The organism is Nonomuraea sp. NPDC051298 (assembly GCF_055586305.1).
Genome location: NZ_JBVJIM010000009.1, coordinates 215,973 through 230,036, shown reverse-complemented (window position 1 = coordinate 230,036; position 14,064 = coordinate 215,973). Strand labels below are relative to the sequence as shown.

Annotated in this window: 14 protein-coding genes and 1 pseudogene; 11 read left to right on the top strand and 4 right to left on the bottom strand. The window is 70.4% G+C overall.

The genetic code is table 11. From position 1 onward, the window contains the following. Window positions 1-143: 143 nt before the first annotated feature. A pseudogene (locus ACZ6S0_RS26100) lies at window positions 144-2,181 on the bottom strand (thioredoxin domain-containing protein). A gap of 198 nt (window positions 2,182-2,379) precedes the next feature. Between ACZ6S0_RS26100 and ACZ6S0_RS26095 the strand changes: the two are divergent. Then, complete coding sequence (locus ACZ6S0_RS26095; RefSeq protein WP_465922055.1) at window positions 2,380-3,525, top strand: hypothetical protein; 1,146 nt, start codon at window positions 2,380-2,382, stop codon at window positions 3,523-3,525. A gap of 67 nt (window positions 3,526-3,592) precedes the next feature. On the opposite strand, the gene ACZ6S0_RS26090 is transcribed toward ACZ6S0_RS26095, so the two are convergent. The 3 genes from ACZ6S0_RS26090 to mca form a co-directional block, all read right to left on the bottom strand. After that, window positions 3,593-3,883, bottom strand: coding sequence for a GNAT family N-acetyltransferase (locus ACZ6S0_RS26090; protein WP_465921935.1), 291 nt, complete (start codon window positions 3,881-3,883; stop codon window positions 3,593-3,595). Continuing rightward, window positions 3,884-4,069: a hypothetical protein gene (locus ACZ6S0_RS26085; RefSeq protein WP_465921934.1), complete on the bottom strand. Its 186-nt coding sequence runs from the start codon at window positions 4,067-4,069 to the stop codon at window positions 3,884-3,886. Window positions 4,070-4,153: 84 nt separating this feature from the next. Next, window positions 4,154-5,041, bottom strand: coding sequence for a mycothiol conjugate amidase Mca (gene mca, locus ACZ6S0_RS26080; RefSeq protein WP_465921933.1), 888 nt, complete (start codon window positions 5,039-5,041; stop codon window positions 4,154-4,156). Window positions 5,042-5,174: 133 nt separating this feature from the next. On the opposite strand from mca, the gene ACZ6S0_RS26075 reads away from it, so the two are divergent. From ACZ6S0_RS26075 to ACZ6S0_RS26030, 10 genes are all read left to right on the top strand, one after another. Continuing rightward, window positions 5,175-5,594: a DUF4307 domain-containing protein gene (locus ACZ6S0_RS26075; RefSeq protein WP_465921932.1), complete on the top strand. Its 420-nt coding sequence runs from the start codon at window positions 5,175-5,177 to the stop codon at window positions 5,592-5,594. A 108-nt stretch (window positions 5,595-5,702) separates the two neighbouring features. Beyond that, on the top strand, window positions 5,703-6,203 hold the full coding sequence (greA, locus tag ACZ6S0_RS26070) for a transcription elongation factor GreA (RefSeq protein WP_043628806.1): 501 nt from the start codon (window positions 5,703-5,705) through the stop codon (window positions 6,201-6,203). Window positions 6,204-6,346: 143 nt separating this feature from the next. Further along, complete coding sequence (locus ACZ6S0_RS26065; RefSeq protein WP_465921931.1) at window positions 6,347-7,492, top strand: C40 family peptidase; 1,146 nt, start codon at window positions 6,347-6,349, stop codon at window positions 7,490-7,492. A gap of 98 nt (window positions 7,493-7,590) precedes the next feature. Continuing rightward, window positions 7,591-8,115, top strand: a complete 525-nt coding sequence (locus tag ACZ6S0_RS26060; protein WP_344880745.1) for a hypothetical protein — start codon at window positions 7,591-7,593, stop codon at window positions 8,113-8,115. Window positions 8,116-8,376: 261 nt separating this feature from the next. Next, on the top strand, window positions 8,377-10,170 hold the full coding sequence (locus ACZ6S0_RS26055; RefSeq protein WP_465921930.1) for a phosphoenolpyruvate carboxykinase (GTP): 1,794 nt from the start codon (window positions 8,377-8,379) through the stop codon (window positions 10,168-10,170). A 190-nt stretch (window positions 10,171-10,360) separates the two neighbouring features. Next, on the top strand, window positions 10,361-11,263 hold the full coding sequence (locus tag ACZ6S0_RS26050) for a TIGR04222 domain-containing membrane protein (protein WP_465921929.1): 903 nt from the start codon (window positions 10,361-10,363) through the stop codon (window positions 11,261-11,263). A gap of 1 nt (window position 11,264) precedes the next feature. Beyond that, entirely contained in the window at window positions 11,265-12,080 is an 816-nt protein-coding gene (locus ACZ6S0_RS26045) for an MbnB/TglH/ChrH family RiPP precursor modification enzyme (RefSeq protein WP_465921928.1), read from the top strand. Beyond that, the gene (locus tag ACZ6S0_RS26040) at window positions 12,077-12,496 is read left to right on the top strand and encodes an SCO6045 C-terminal-like domain-containing protein (RefSeq protein WP_465921927.1); all 420 of its coding nucleotides are present in this window, start codon (window positions 12,077-12,079) and stop codon (window positions 12,494-12,496) included. Before ACZ6S0_RS26045 ends, ACZ6S0_RS26040 begins: the two co-directional genes overlap by 4 nt. Before the next feature lie 117 nt (window positions 12,497-12,613). After that, a complete protein-coding gene (locus ACZ6S0_RS26035; RefSeq protein WP_465921926.1) occupies window positions 12,614-13,090 on the top strand; it encodes a hypothetical protein in 477 nt (158 codons plus the stop codon). Window positions 13,091-13,146: 56 nt separating this feature from the next. After that, on the top strand, window positions 13,147-13,908 hold the full coding sequence (locus ACZ6S0_RS26030) for an isoprenyl transferase (protein ID WP_465921925.1): 762 nt from the start codon (window positions 13,147-13,149) through the stop codon (window positions 13,906-13,908). The last annotated feature ends 156 nt before the right edge of the window (window positions 13,909-14,064 follow it).

The following is a 14,064-nucleotide window of genomic DNA, read 5'->3' as shown; positions in this document are numbered from 1 at the left end:
GCGCCCGTCGCCCCCGACCGGCCCGTGACCCGCGCTCGTCGCGCCCGTCGCGCCCGTCCGGCCCGTGACCCGCGCCCGTCCGGCCCTTGACCGCCCCCGACCGGCCCCATCGACACCGCACGGGCCGCCCGTGAGCCGTCAGGTCAGGTCGCCAGCTCCGCGCGCAGGTCCTCAACCGTCGTCACGGGCAACCGGCAGGTGAAGCCCCTGCACACGTAGGCCGCGGGGACACCGCCGACCAGGCCGCGCCCCTCAAGCAGCGCGGGGAAGGCGGCCGTGCCGCTGGAGGGGCGCGGGACCGATGGGTCGCCTGCGCCCAGGTCGGCGGCGTCGGCCCGGCCGAGCGCCACCACCAGTCCTGGAGCGTCCGCGAGCAGCGCCTCCCTGTGCAGCGCCGCCGTACGCGGATCGTCGGCCGGGCCCACCACGGCCACCTCCACGGGCCCCGACAGCGCCGCCCGCGCCACGGACAGCCCCCAGCCCGCGAACCGGGCGTGCGCCCCGGCCAGCACCGACACGGTGCCGAGCGCGGCGTGGGCGGCCTCACGGTGGCGTGTAGAGCCGGTCAGCGCGGCGAAGGAGAGCAGGGCTCCCGCGGCGGCGTACTGGCCGGAGGGGGTGGCGTTGTCGGTGGGGTCTTGCGGACGCTGGAAGAGCCGCTCGGCGTCGTCGGCGGTGTCGTAGAAGCCGCCCGCCCCGTCGGGGAACCGCTGGAGCACGGTGTCCAGCAGCGACTCCGCCAGCCGCAGCCACCTGGCCTCGCCGGTCACGCCGTACAGCGTGATCAGGCCCTCGGACAGGTCGGCGTAGTCTTCCAGCACCCCGGCGTTCGTGCCCGCCCTGCCGTCCTTGGAGGTGCGCAGCAGCCTGCCGTCCTGGACGTGGGTGCCCGCCAGCAGCTCCGCCGCCGCCGTGGCCGCCGCCACCAGGTCGGGCCGTTCGAAGACGACCCCGGTCTCGGCCAGCGCCGCGATGGCCAGGCCGGTCCAGGAGGCCACGACCTTGTCGTCGCGGCCGGGGCGCACCCTGCGCTCCCTGGCGGCCAGCAGCCGCGCCCGCACGTCCGCGTGGCGCGCCGGGTCGTCGGGGTCGCGCAGGAGCTGCAGGACCGAGGCGCCGTGCTCGAACGTGCCCGCCTCGGTCACCTCGAACAGCTCGGCGGCCCACCGGCCGTCGTCCTCGCCGAGCACCTCGACCAGCTCACCGGGCGTCCAGACGTAGAATTTGCCCTCCACGCCCTCGCTGTCGGCGTCGAGCGCCGAGGCGAAGCCGCCCTCGGGCGTACGCAGCTCGCGCAGCAGCCAGTCGGCCGTCTCCAGCGCCACCCGCCGTGCGAGATCGCCGCCGCCCGCCTTCCACCAGTGCGTGTAGACGCGCAGCAGCAGGGCGTTGTCGTAGAGCATCTTCTCGAAGTGGGGCACGACCCACCCTGCGTCCACGCTGTAGCGGGCGAAGCCGCCGCCGAGCTGGTCGTACATGCCGCCCCTGGCCATCGCCGCCAGCGTCTTCCCGCTCATCTCGCGCTCGCCGGAGCGCAGCAGGAACTCCAGCACCATCGACGGCGGGAACTTGGGCGCCCCGCCGAACCCGCCGTTCACGGCGTCGTACGAGTCGCGCAGACTGTCCATGGCCTGCCGCAGCGTCTCCTCGCCCGGCAGCGGCCCGCTGGGCAGCGTGGTGTTCGCGTTGAGCGCGCGCACCACCGTCGCCCCCTGCGTGAGCACGGACTGCCTGTCGCCCGTCCACACGTTGTGCACCTCGGTGAGCAGCCGCCGGAAGTGGGCGCGCGGGAAGTAGGTGCCGCAGTAGAACGGGTGCCCCTCGGGGGTCGCGAACACCGTCATCGGCCAGCCGCCCTGACGGGTCATGGCCTGGGTGGCGCCCATGTAGACGGCATCGACGTCGGGCCGCTCCTCGCGGTCGACCTTGATGTTGACGAAGTGCTCGTTCATGAGGCGCGCGGTGTCGGCGTCCTCGAAGCTCTCGTGGGCCATGACGTGGCACCAGTGGATGTCAAGAAGCGGGTAACCAATGGCAGGATGAGTACCCCACACTGATCAGTAGGGGCACGTCCCGCCGTCTCGCTTCTTGCATCGCCTCCTCTCCCCATGGCCACCAGTCGACCGGGTTGGTGGCGTGCTGGAGGAGGTAGGGAGAAGTCTCACTACCGAGCCTGTTCATGAGATCAGGCTCTCACACGGATCAGATCGGCACGACGCGGGTGAGAACGACGTGCCGCCGCCTTCCGGCGATCCGGCACCGGCGACGCCGAGCCCTTCCTGCGGTCGTGGTCGGGGCTGATGAGCGGTGTTCTGAGCATGTTAGGGCCCCCGTGGCTGACTGAGGAGCCTGTCACGGCGTAGGTTACGGGGCGTGGATATGGACTTCGTCTGCGCCCACGCCGGTCGTCCGGCGTCCGCCATCACGCGCAGGGACCTGGCCCGCGCCCTGCTGTCCGTGCCGTCGGGCGTGGCCCTCGTGGCGCTGCCCGACCTGCGGCGGGCCATGATGTCGGCGGGCAAGCCCCTCACCCCGGCGTTCTGGGACTCCGCCAAGGCGACGCTCGGCTCGATCGAGGCGGGCGTGGCCACGGTGGGTGACGTGCAACGGTGGCTGGAGTCCACCGGCACCGAGCCGATCCTCATGACGCCGAGCTACTTCGTCTGGCCGGAGGAGGACGAACGCGGGCCCGTGGCGGCCGAGATGTTCGCGCGGCTCGTGGCGTACCTGGAGGAACGGGTCGTGTCGGGAGAGACCGACCCCGACGCGCTGGCCACGGGTGATCCGGAGGCGCGCGCGGCCTACGAGGAGCTCCAGGAGCGGTGGCTGAGCACGCCGCTGCCCGACGGGCGGGTGCCGGGCAACGCGGTCAGCGACGAGCAGGACGAGGAGCTGTTCGCGGCCTGGGACGAGGAGGAGGAGTTCGCGCTGTCGGAGTTGCAGCGCATCATGGGGGAGCTGCCCAAGCAGCCGGACCTGCCCGCCGAGGAGCTGCGGGCCGCCGGGGCCCGCCTGCGCGCGCTGCTGACCCTGCCCGGCTACCCCGCCAACGTGCTGCGGGCCTGCGCGGGGTTCGACGACCGGCCGGTGCCCGACGGTGACGCGGAGCTGTGGTTGTCGGTGGCGGCGGGTGTGGCGGGGCCGGTCTCCGACCTGTCGGACGGGGAGGACGTGCTGGAGGAGTTCGCCGACCTCGACGGGGAGCTGAGCGAGGAGGACACCACGCTGGCCAACCTCTGCGCGATCCAGCACGCCGACTGGCTGGCGGGGGTGGCGGCGCTGGTCAGGCTCGGGCCCGGGGTGCTGGCCTCGCCCGAGCGGATGGCGCGGCTCATCGCCGAGTCGGAGGACATCGACGTCGACGAGCAGGAGATCGACGACCTCGACGCCACGGAGGGGTTGTTCGCGTCGGTGGTGGACCTGTGGACCCACCTCGGCATCGTGGACCGGGACGAGGTGCTCACCCCGCTGGGCTGGTGGGGGCTGCCCAAGGCCCTCGAGCGCGCCTGGTCGCCCGCTGAATGACCGCCCGGCTGAATGACCGCCCCCGGAGCGCGACCCGCCGTCCACGGCTCGGGACGGCGGCGCCCGCTCACTTGGCGGGCCGGTCCACCAGGTCCTTGAACTCGGGGTGACGCTCGATGTACTTCGCCACGTAGGGGCAGAGCGGCTGCACGCGCAGGCCCGTGTCGGCGCTCGCCTGCAGGGCGTGCCCGACCAGCCGACCGGCCAGCCCCTGCCCCTCGTAGGCGGGCAGCACCTCGGTGTGCGTGAACACGATCTTGGTGGGCAGCAGCCGGTAGTCGGCGAACCCGGCGACCTTGCCGTCCACGAGGATCTCGAACCGGCTCTCCGTCGTGTTGTCGACTATTTCGATCGGCATCTACTTCTTGGCTTTCTCGTCGGTCTTCGCCTCGTCCGCCTCTTCGCCCTCGCGCGGCACCTGGATCTTCGACATCTGCTTGTTCATCGACTTGATCAGGATATACAGGGCAAGACCGAGAAACGCCACGACGAGGAACCCGAGCAGGCCCGGGCTGACTTCACCTGCTGCTGCTAGAACGGTCACACTTCCAGTCTGCCACCGGAGGGCCGTGGTCCCGCCAGCGGTCGGCCCGGCAGTTCGCGATGCTCACCCTGCGGTTCGGCGCACTCAGTGGCAGGCGGGCTCGACCTCGTCGGCGTGGATGCCCGCGAACAGGTCGTCCTCCGGCAGCTCGGTGTCGACCAGCGAGCGGGCCAGGTGGTAGTCCTCGGTCGGCCAGATCTCCTGCTGCAGCTCGCGCGGGCAGACGAACCACCAGCCGTCGTCGGGATCGACCTGGGTGGCGTGCGCCATGAGGGCCTCGTCGCGGATCTCGAAGTAGTCGCCGCACGGCACCCGCGTGGTCACGGGCCACTTGGCGGGCCGGTCTTCCCAGCGGGAGATCCAGTCGGAGTAGGGGGAGCCGAGGCCCCGCTCGGTCATGGCCTCGTGCAGCGCCTCGAAGCGCTCCTTGGTGAAGCCCATCTGGTAGTAGAGCTTGAGCGGCTGCCAGGGGTCGCCGGCGCCGGGGTAGCGGTCGGGGTCGCCGGCCGCGTCGAACGCCTCGACGGAGACCCTGTTGGTCATGATGTGGTCGGGGTGCGGGTAGCCGCCGTCGTCGTCGTAGGTGATGATCACATGCGGCCTGAACTCGCGTACGGCGGCCACCAGCGGCGCCGAGGCGTCCTCCAGCTTCTGCACCGCGAAGCAGCCCTCGGGCAGCGCCTCGTCCTCGTTCTCCGGCAGCCCGGAGTCCACGAAGCCCAGGAAACGCTGCTCGACGCCGAGGATCTCGCGGGCCCGCGCCATCTCGGCCCTGCGCACCTCCGCGATGTTGGCCACGATCTCGGGCCGGTCCATCTTCGGGTTGAGCACGGACCCGCGCTCACCGCCCGTGAGGGTGCAGACCAGCACTTCCACGCCTTCGCGCACGTAACGCGCCATCGTGGCGGCACCCTTGCTCGACTCGTCGTCGGGGTGGGCGTGTACGGCCATCAGCCTCAACGGTGCACTCACGGGCTCGATGCTCCTCAGTAGGACCGGTCAGTCGCCCAGAGAGGTTAGTTTCTGCTGGGCGGTCGCGAGGGCACACCCCTCGCGGGCGACAATTGTCTCGGATAACGCCGAGGGAGTGCAGGGAGATTCCGCCATGGTCACCAGAGATGCCGAGAACGGGCCCGTTCTCGGCACGCCAGACGACTTCCCCGACCGGCCCAGACGAGGGGGCCGGCTCGTCGTCCACGTGGTGATCGGCGTGCTGGTGGCCATCATCGCAGGTGGGTGGGGCTACGTGATGTGGTCGATGACGGCGGGTGGGTCGGAGGCGCCGGCGCAGGTCGTGATGTTCAAGGTCAACGGCCCGAGCCGCGCGGAGATCACCTTTCAGGTGTACAAGCCAGACGATAGGGTGGCCGTCTGCCGGATCAGGGCGCTCGACGTCGATCACGCGGAAGTGGGCAGCAAGGAAGTAAGAATCCCGGCTGGTGGGGGTAGTAAGCAGCTCAAGGAAAGCCTCGACACCAGCGGTCAGGCGACTACCGTCCACGTCCAGTACTGCAATCTCGTATAGTGAGACATTTGGGGAAGCGTTCGAGCGGTTAAGTTGTTAGCCTTTCGAAATTCAACCGTTCGCAACCTCAAGCGATCTCAGGGCCCCCTAGGCAAGCAAGGAGAACCCGTGGCCGACTCTCGCGATGAGAACGTCACCTGGCTGACGCAGGAGGCGTACGACCGCCTGAAGGCGGAGTACGAGTATCTCTCTGGCCCCGGGCGCGTCGACATCGCCAAGAAGATCGAAGCCGCCCGCGAGGAGGGCGACCTGCGCGAGAACGGCGGTTACCACGCCGCCAAGGACGAGCAGGGCAAGATGGAGGCCCGCATCTTCCACCTCCGGCAGATCCTCGACAACGCCCAGGTGGGCGAGGCCCCCAAGGCCGAGGGCGTGGTGGGCCCCGGTATGACCGTGACGATCCGGTTCGTCGGCGACGACGACGAGGTCACCTTCCTGCTCGCCTCCCGCGAGGAGAGCGGCGCCCCGATCGACGTCTACTCGCCCAAGTCCCCCCTCGGGGCGGCGATCAACGGCAAGAAGATCGGCGAGAAGGCGACCTATTCCCTGCCCAACGGACGGCAGAACACCGTCGAGATCCTCGAGGCTGTGCCGTACATCGGCAACTGACCCCCCTCGACGACGACCGCCGGGCCAACGTCGGCCCGGCGGCGTTTTCACGTTCGTCGGGAATTCGGCAGGACCTGAGTTTCTTAGTCAAAAGCCGTGAGCCGCGTAACAGGTACAACACGTACAAACTTGTGCCGTTCATCGTGGTGGCATTGGTGGCGGTGCTGACCACCGACGTGCTGCTGCTGACGCAGCCCGACCTCTCCTTCGAGGCCGAGTCCTTACGCGCCACCCCCAAGCAGTCGCTGCTGGCCGAGCAGCGTCCCGAGCCGCAGCCGCCGGCCCAGACCGCGCAGCCCGTGGCGCCCCTGGACAAGCTGTACAAGCCCCACCTCTTCGTGCTCACCAGCAAGCCCTTCACCGACGAACTGCTGCGGAAGGTCGCGAAGGTGTCCGGCGTGCAGGCGCTGGAACTCGCCGACGCGGCCTCCGTCACGCTCGACGGCAAGCGGGTGCAGACGCTGGCGGTCAACCCGTCCACGTTCCGCTCGTACACGCCCAAGGTGACCGCTTCGTCCGACGCGCTGTGGCAGAACGTGGCGGCCGGTGACGTGGCGGTCTCGTTCGTGCTGGGCAACGACGGCGGGCTCCCGTTGCACAGTCGCGTGTCGGTGGGCTCGGTGGGGCAGTTGCGGATCGGCGCGTACGCCACCACCGGGTTCGGCGCGGTGGACGCCGTCGTGTCCAAGGAGGTCGGCCGCACCCTGGGCATGCCCCGCGACAACGCGCTCATCGTCAGCGCCCCCAAGGCCGACTCCGGCGAACTGCGCAAGAAGCTCCAGCGCGTGCTGCCCAAGGGCACGCAGATGGCCCTGGTCAACCCGGTGCTGCCGCTGCCGCAGCCGCAGCAGAAGGTGACGCAGAACAACACCTGGCCGGCGGGCTCGCTCATGACCGGCGAACAGCTCACGGTGGCGCTCAAGGCGGCCGCGTCCAAGCTGGGCCGCCCGTACGTGTGGGGCGCCGAGGGTCCCGACAGCTTCGACTGCTCCGGCCTGGTCCAGTGGGCGTACGCGCAGGCGGGGGTGCGGATGCCCCGGGTGACGCACCAGCAGTGGGTGACGGGGCCGCAGGTGCCGTTGGCGCAGGCGCAGCCCGGCGACCTGATCTTCTGGCGGCACGACCCCACCAACCCCGGCTACATCTCGCACGTGGCGATCTATTTGGGCGACGGAAAGATGCTGCAGGCGCCCAGAACGGGGGACGTGGTGAAGATCTCCCCGGTGAGCACCCGCAACCTGGCCGGAGTTGTCCGCATCAGCCCCGCCGTCGCCGCCAAGGTCCGCTAGCCCCCGGCTCCCGCGCCCGCAGAAGACTCGAACCCCGCCCGAAATCCGGCGTGGGCCGGACAGGTGCAATTCGCCAGCAACTATGTAATCTTAATTACATGGCAACACACGACGACGAGACCGCACAGGTACGCGGTTGGTTCACGGGCCGCCTCCCCGAGGGCTGGTTCACCGGCGCCCCCGAGATCGTCAGGGACCGCGAGGAGATCGCGGTGCTCGGCACCCTTCCCGACCCGCCCGGCGACGTGTCCGGCGCAGAACGGGCCGCGCTCATCGAGGGTCTGGCCCGCAGGTTCAGGGAGGAGACGCGCGAGCGGCGCATCGAGATCGCCGGCGAGGCCGAGCACAAGTTCCGCCAGAAGGTGTCCTGGGGCGTCGTCTGCGGCGGCGAGACTGTGATGTTCACCACACTCTCCGTGCCCGTGATGACCCGGCTGCGCCAGGCCGAACGCCAGGTCCTCGACACGCTCGTGGCCGCCGGCGTGGCCAGGAGCCGCAGCGACGCGCTCGCCTGGTGCGTGCGCCTGGTCGGCAAGAACACCGACACGTGGCTCGCCGAGCTGCGCGACGCGCTCCAGCACGTCGACCGGGTTCGCTCCGCGGGGCCCGACGTCAATTCATGAGACTGCCCAGCGGAAACGGCTCGGGCAATGGACTAAACCACTGGGGAAATTGGTTTAGACCAGCCGGATTGGACTGTACCACTGCGCTGAGTTTCGGCTCGATTTCCTCTTTTAAATCGGCTCCCCCTGGGTAGGCTCCACCAAATCGTCAGGGCCTCTGCCTGCGGCGACGGCCTGGCCGACAGGTCTATGCCAATTGGCTTTCCGGCCGCTTCGTCGTTAATGATGACTGGGCCCTGAGAGAGTGGAGGAGTCACCGCCGTGTCCGTTTCCGTGGTAGCAGCAGCACCCACCAGCAATAGCGAATTGGCCGCGTGGGTGAACGAGATCGCGGCCCTCACCCAGCCGGACCGCGTCGAGTGGTGCGACGGGTCGGAGGAGGAGTGGACACGCCTGACCAACCTCCTCGTCGAGCAGGGCACGCTCACGCGCCTGGCCGCCAGGCCCAACAGCTTCTACGCCAAGTCCGACCCCACCGACGTGGCGCGGGTGGAGGACCGTACCTTCATCTGCTCCGAGCGCGAGCAGGACGCGGGCCCGACGAACAACTGGATCGCGCCTGACGAGATGCGCCGCACGTTCGGCGGGCTCTTCAAGGGCTGCATGCGCGGCAGGACCATGTACGTCGTGCCGTTCTGCATGGGCCCGCTGGGCGGTGAGATCTCCCAGCTCGGCGTCGAGATCACCGACTCCGCGTACGTCGCCGTCTCCATGCGCGTCATGACCCGCATGGGCGACAGGGCGCTGCGCCTGATCGAGGAGCGGGGCGAGTTCGTCAGGGCCGTGCACTCCGTCGGGGCGCCGCTGCGGCCCGGCCAGGCCGACGTGCCCTGGCCGTGCAGCACGACCAAGTACATCAGCCACTTCCCCGAGACCCGCGAGATCTGGTCCTACGGCTCCGGCTACGGCGGCAACGCCCTGCTCGGCAAGAAGTGCTACGCGCTGCGCATCGCCAGCGTCATGGCCCGCGACGAGGGCTGGCTGGCCGAGCACATGCTCATCCTGAAGCTCACGCCGCCCACCGGCGAGACCCGCTACATCGCCGCCGCCTTCCCGAGCGCCTGCGGGAAGACGAACCTCGCCATGCTCCAGCCCACGATCCCGGGCTGGAAGGTCGAGACGATCGGCGACGACATCGCCTGGATGCGCTTCGGCGACGACGGCCGCCTCCACGCGATCAACCCGGAGGCCGGGTTCTTCGGCGTGGCCCCCGGCACCGGCCAGGTGACCAACGCCAACGCGGTCAGGACCCTCTGGGGCAACAGCATCTTCACCAACGTCGCGCTCACCGACGACGGCGACGTGTGGTGGGAGGGCCTCACCGAGGAGCCGCCCGCGCACCTGACCGACTGGAAGGGCCGCTCATGGACGCCTGACAGCGCCGAGCCGGCCGCCCACCCCAATGCCCGCTTCACCACTCCTGCCGCCCAGTGCCCGACCATCGCACCCGAATGGCAGGACCCGAAGGGCGTGCCCATTTCAGCGATCTTGTTCGGCGGCCGGCGTGCCACCGCCGTTCCTCTGGTGACAGAGTCGCTGAGCTGGGAGCACGGCGTCTTTCTCGGAGCCAACGTCGCCTCCGAGAAGACCGCCGCCGCCGAGGGCAAGGTCGGCGAGCTGCGGCACGACCCGTTCGCCATGCTGCCGTTCTGCGGCTACAACATGGGCGACTACTTCGGCCACTGGCTGGAGATCGGCCGCCGCAAGGGCGCCGAGCTGCCCCGGATCTACTACGTCAACTGGTTCCGCAAGAACGCCGACGGCAGGTTCATCTGGCCCGGTTTCGGCGAGAACAGCCGCGTGCTCAAGTGGATCGTGGAGCGGCTCAACGGCGAGGCGAAGGCCGTGCCCACGCCGATCGGCCTGCTCCCGGCCACTCTGGACACCGAGGGCCTCGACCTGTCGGAGGAGGACCTGCGTACGCTGCTGACCGTCGACCGGGAGGTCTGGCGCGAGGAGGCCGCGCTGATCCCGGCCCACTTCGACAAGTTCGGCAGCCACCTGCCCAAGGAGCTGTGGAACGAGTACAACGACCTGCTCGACCGCCTCGGCTGAGCAGCGCTCCCGGGCCTGGCGCCGGACGTCCTCGCGACGTCCGGCGCTTTCGTCTGTCACGTCGGTTGAGGAGCGGTTGAACGGGAGCTAAACGCGCAAAACTGTATCCCTCGCGACGGAACCCTTACCGTGCCCTTAGGCGTCCTTTCAGTACGCCAGCCCTGATCGGCCGTACGAGGGGAGGCCGTCCATGGATCTGTTCCTGCTGACCGTTGCTGTGGCAGTCGCGGTCTACGCCATCCTGACCGCCACACGGGGGCACGCGGCGGGCGGGGCCGCCGCGACGGGGGCCCGCCCGCACCACCTCGGCCACTACGACCTGGCGTACCTGATGGGCGGGCCGGGGCAGGTGGCCGACACCGCCATCGCGCTGCTGGCCGACACCGGCGCCATCCGCGTGTCGCGCGGCGGCCGGGTGCACCAGGTGAGGTCGGGAACCGTCATGAGAGAGCCCGTCGAGGAGACCGCGCTGGGTGTGGTGGCCGCCTACGTGAGCCTGTCCGTCACCGCGCTCAGGGCCGAGGTCGTCAGGAGCCCGGCGATGGAGTCGCTCAAGCAGCACCTCACGGCGGAGGGGCTGCTCGCGGTGGTCGACCCGTTCGCCACGGTGCGCAGGCAGAACCTGCGGCTGCGGGCGGCGGCGATGGTCGCGTTCGTCGGTGCCGTGATCGAGGTGCTGACCGTCCTGACGAGCCCGAGTCTCGTCGCCGTGTTCGCCTCGGTCGTCTTCGCCGGCACGTGGATCGGCTCGGAGGTCGCGCTCGCCCGCCTGCGACGTTCGCCGGGGGCGGCACTGACCGCGTCGGGCCGGGAGGCGCTGGAGTCGGCCAGGCGCTCGAACGTCCGGGGCGTCGCGCACGGGCCCGTCCCGCTGGCGCTGTACGGCCTCGGCGAGGTGCGGGACGCGAGAGTGCGTGCCGAGCTGCGCCGGGACGCCCGCAGGCGGCGCGGGTCCTCGTACGCGGGGAACGGCTCGGGCGGGTGCGGGAACGGTGGGAGCGCGCACAGCGGGTCGTCCTGCGGGAGCGGGTCGTCCGGCTGCGGCGGGAGCAGCGGCTGCGGCGGCGGCGGTTGCGGCGGCGGGGGAAGCTGAGATGGCCGCACTCGGAGTGGGCATCGGCTGGCGGCCGGAGCTGGACCTGACGATCGAGCGGATGGCCGGCGTCGACTTCCTCGAAGTGGTCGCCGAGAACCTCAGGCCCGCCCGCCTGCCCGAGTCCCTGCGGGTGTTACGGGCCAGGGGCCTGCCGGTGATCCCGCACGGCGTGTCGCTCGGGATCGGCGGCGCCGAGCCGCCCTCCCCGGCCCGCCTGGCCCACCTGGCCGCCTGCGCGCGGGCGCTGGACGCGCCGCTGGTCAGCGAGCACCTGGCGTTCGTCAGGGGCGGGGGTGTGGAGGCCGGGCACCTGCTGCCGGTCCCGCGTACGCGGGCGTCGCTGCGGGTCGTCGCCGAGAACGTCCGCCGCGCCCAGGACGCGCTGCCCGTCCCCCTGGCACTGGAGAACGTCGCGGCCCTCTTCGGCTGGCCGGACGACGAGCTGACCGAGGCCCAGTTCCTGGCGGAGCTGGTCGAGCGCACCGGGGTCGGGCTGCTCGTCGACGTGGCCAACCTGCACACCAACCAGGTCAACCTGGGCCTGCCCGCCGTGGCGGCGTTGGACGCGCTCCCGCTGGAGCGCCTGGCCTACGTCCACGTCGCGGGCGGCTACGAGCACCATGGCCTCTGGTACGACACCCACACCACGGCCGCGCCGCAGGCCGTGCTCGACCTGCTGACCGAGCTGTGCGCCAGGACCAGCCCGCCCGGCGTGCTGCTGGAGTGGGACGACGAGTATCCGAGCGACGCCGTGCTGGCGGACGAGCTGGCGCGGATCAGGGCCGCCATGGCCCTGACCGGAGACCCCCGGTGACGGGCGAGACCGCACGGGCCGGACTCGCCGAGGCACAGTCGCAGGCGCGGGTGGCGGACGACGAGGCGGAACGGGCGCGGCTCGCCGAGGCGCAGGCCAGGGTGGTGGCGGCGCTGGTCACGGGGGCCGAGACGCCTGAGGGGTTCGACCCGGAGCGGATGGCCGCCCAGGCCGCCGGCCTGGTGGCCAAGCGCCGCGCCATCGTGGCCAGGATCCGCCCCGACACGGCCGTCGCGGCGGGGCCCGACCTGGCCGCCGAGTTCGCCGCGTACGCGCGGGCCCGTGCCACGCCGCCGCCCGACTACCGTACCGACGCCGCCGACTTCGCGGCCTGGCTGCGCGAGCGCGGCCGGATGACGGAGGCCGAGCCGCAGGCCCGGCGCCGATGGTGGGCGCGCCTGCCCGGCCTCCGCTGATCGCGGCGGCGGTTTAACCGGCAAGGGGGCGGAAACGGGGAGGGAATGGGGGGACTACGCTGCGTCGATGGCTCGTACCTTACCGTCACGCCCGTCGCGTGCACGGACAGCGTCGGCATGCCGTACGAGGTCACCCTGGAGCTGCATCGCGACGGCACCTCGTACGGGAGCGTCGGTGAGCGGTGCGGCTGGCTGCTGGCCCGGCTGGCGCACGGCGTGGACGAGGCCCGCCAGGGCCGGGGAGAGGCCGTGCGGTGGACCGACCCCGACGACCGTTTCCCCGGCGAGGAGCCCGACGGCGAGCTGTTCTCCTTCCGCTACCGCACCCGCGAGGGCCTGGCGGGCGGCGGCGAGCTGCGCTGCCAGCTCAGGACCATCCCGGTGTGGCAGCCGGGGCCGGGCGAGTGGCGGCTGACCAGGAGGGCCTACGTGGAGGCGTGGGCCGCCACGGGCGAGGGCGCCCGTGCGGTGCTGACGTCCTCGGAGCTGTCGGTGTTCGTGCGCCAGCTCGTGAATGAGGCGGAGGGGTGTCTAGAAGGTAGAGATATGGCGCAGAATGCGGTACTCGGAGCAGGCACGGTTGATTCGCGGTGATAATTGCCTGTTGAGGCATGTGACCGAAGGCACGAGCACCGCTGGGGAGGCACTCCGTGGGCGTGCGCGATCTGGTCTACCGGCTGTACGAACACCGGCTGGAGGCCAAGCTGTCGAAGGACGGCGTCCCCCGGCACGTCGGGGTCATCATCGACGGCAACCGCCGCTGGGCGCGGGCGATGGGGATGCGCGACGTGGCCTCGGGCCACCGCAAGGGCGCGGACAAGATCTCCGAGCTGCTCGGCTGGTGCCGGGAGACCGGCGTCGAGGTCGTCACGGTGTGGATGTTGTCCAACGACAACCTCAACCGTCCGAGGGAGGAGCTGGAGCCGCTTCTGCGCATCATCGAGGACGTGACACAGGAGCTGGTGGCGGAGGGCTGGCGCATCAGCCCGGTCGGCGCGCTCGATCTGCTCCCGGACCGCACGGCTAATGTCCTGAAAAATGCAAAAGAAGCGTCATCACACCGTCCGGGCCTGATTGTGAACGTTGCAGTTGGGTATGGAGGAAGGCGTGAGATTGCCGATGCGGTGCGCTCACTGCTCCAAGAGCAAGCGAGCAAGGGAGCGAGCATCGAGGACCTCGTCGAGGTTCTCGATGTCGAGCACATCGCGGAGCATCTCTACACTCGCGGCCAGCCCGACCCGGACCTCCTCATCCGGACCTCGGGCGAGCAGCGTCTGTCCGGCTTCATGCTCTGGCAGAGCGCTCATTCTGAGTTCTACTTCCACGAGGCGTACTGGCCGGACTTCCGCAGGGTCGACTTCCTGCGAGCGCTGCGTGATTACGCTGCGAGACACCGACGTTACGGTTCCTGACACGACATTCGGGTATCCAGGACGTAACGTTGGAAGTGTCCGGTCACAGGCCGGACATTTCGGAGAGGCCCGCCTTTGCACCAACATCTGCCGAGGGGGCCGGATCCGGCGCCGACGGCAGTACACGGTCGGGGACGCGGGTTCGGTCCGATTCCC

Coding starts and splice junctions, on each gene's coding strand:
- ACZ6S0_RS26035 (WP_465921926.1), top strand. CDS start 12,614: ATGCCGTACGAGGTCACCCTGGAGCTGCATCGCGACGGCACCTCGTAC.
- ACZ6S0_RS26095 (WP_465922055.1), top strand. CDS start 2,380: ATGGACTTCGTCTGCGCCCACGCCGGTCGTCCGGCGTCCGCCATCACG.
- ACZ6S0_RS26075 (WP_465921932.1), top strand. CDS start 5,175: ATGGTCACCAGAGATGCCGAGAACGGGCCCGTTCTCGGCACGCCAGAC.
- ACZ6S0_RS26090 (WP_465921935.1), bottom strand. CDS start 3,883: ATGCCGATCGAAATAGTCGACAACACGACGGAGAGCCGGTTCGAGATC.
- ACZ6S0_RS26045 (WP_465921928.1), top strand. CDS start 11,265: ATGGCCGCACTCGGAGTGGGCATCGGCTGGCGGCCGGAGCTGGACCTG.
- ACZ6S0_RS26050 (WP_465921929.1), top strand. CDS start 10,361: ATGGATCTGTTCCTGCTGACCGTTGCTGTGGCAGTCGCGGTCTACGCC.
- ACZ6S0_RS26060 (WP_344880745.1), top strand. CDS start 7,591: ATGGCAACACACGACGACGAGACCGCACAGGTACGCGGTTGGTTCACG.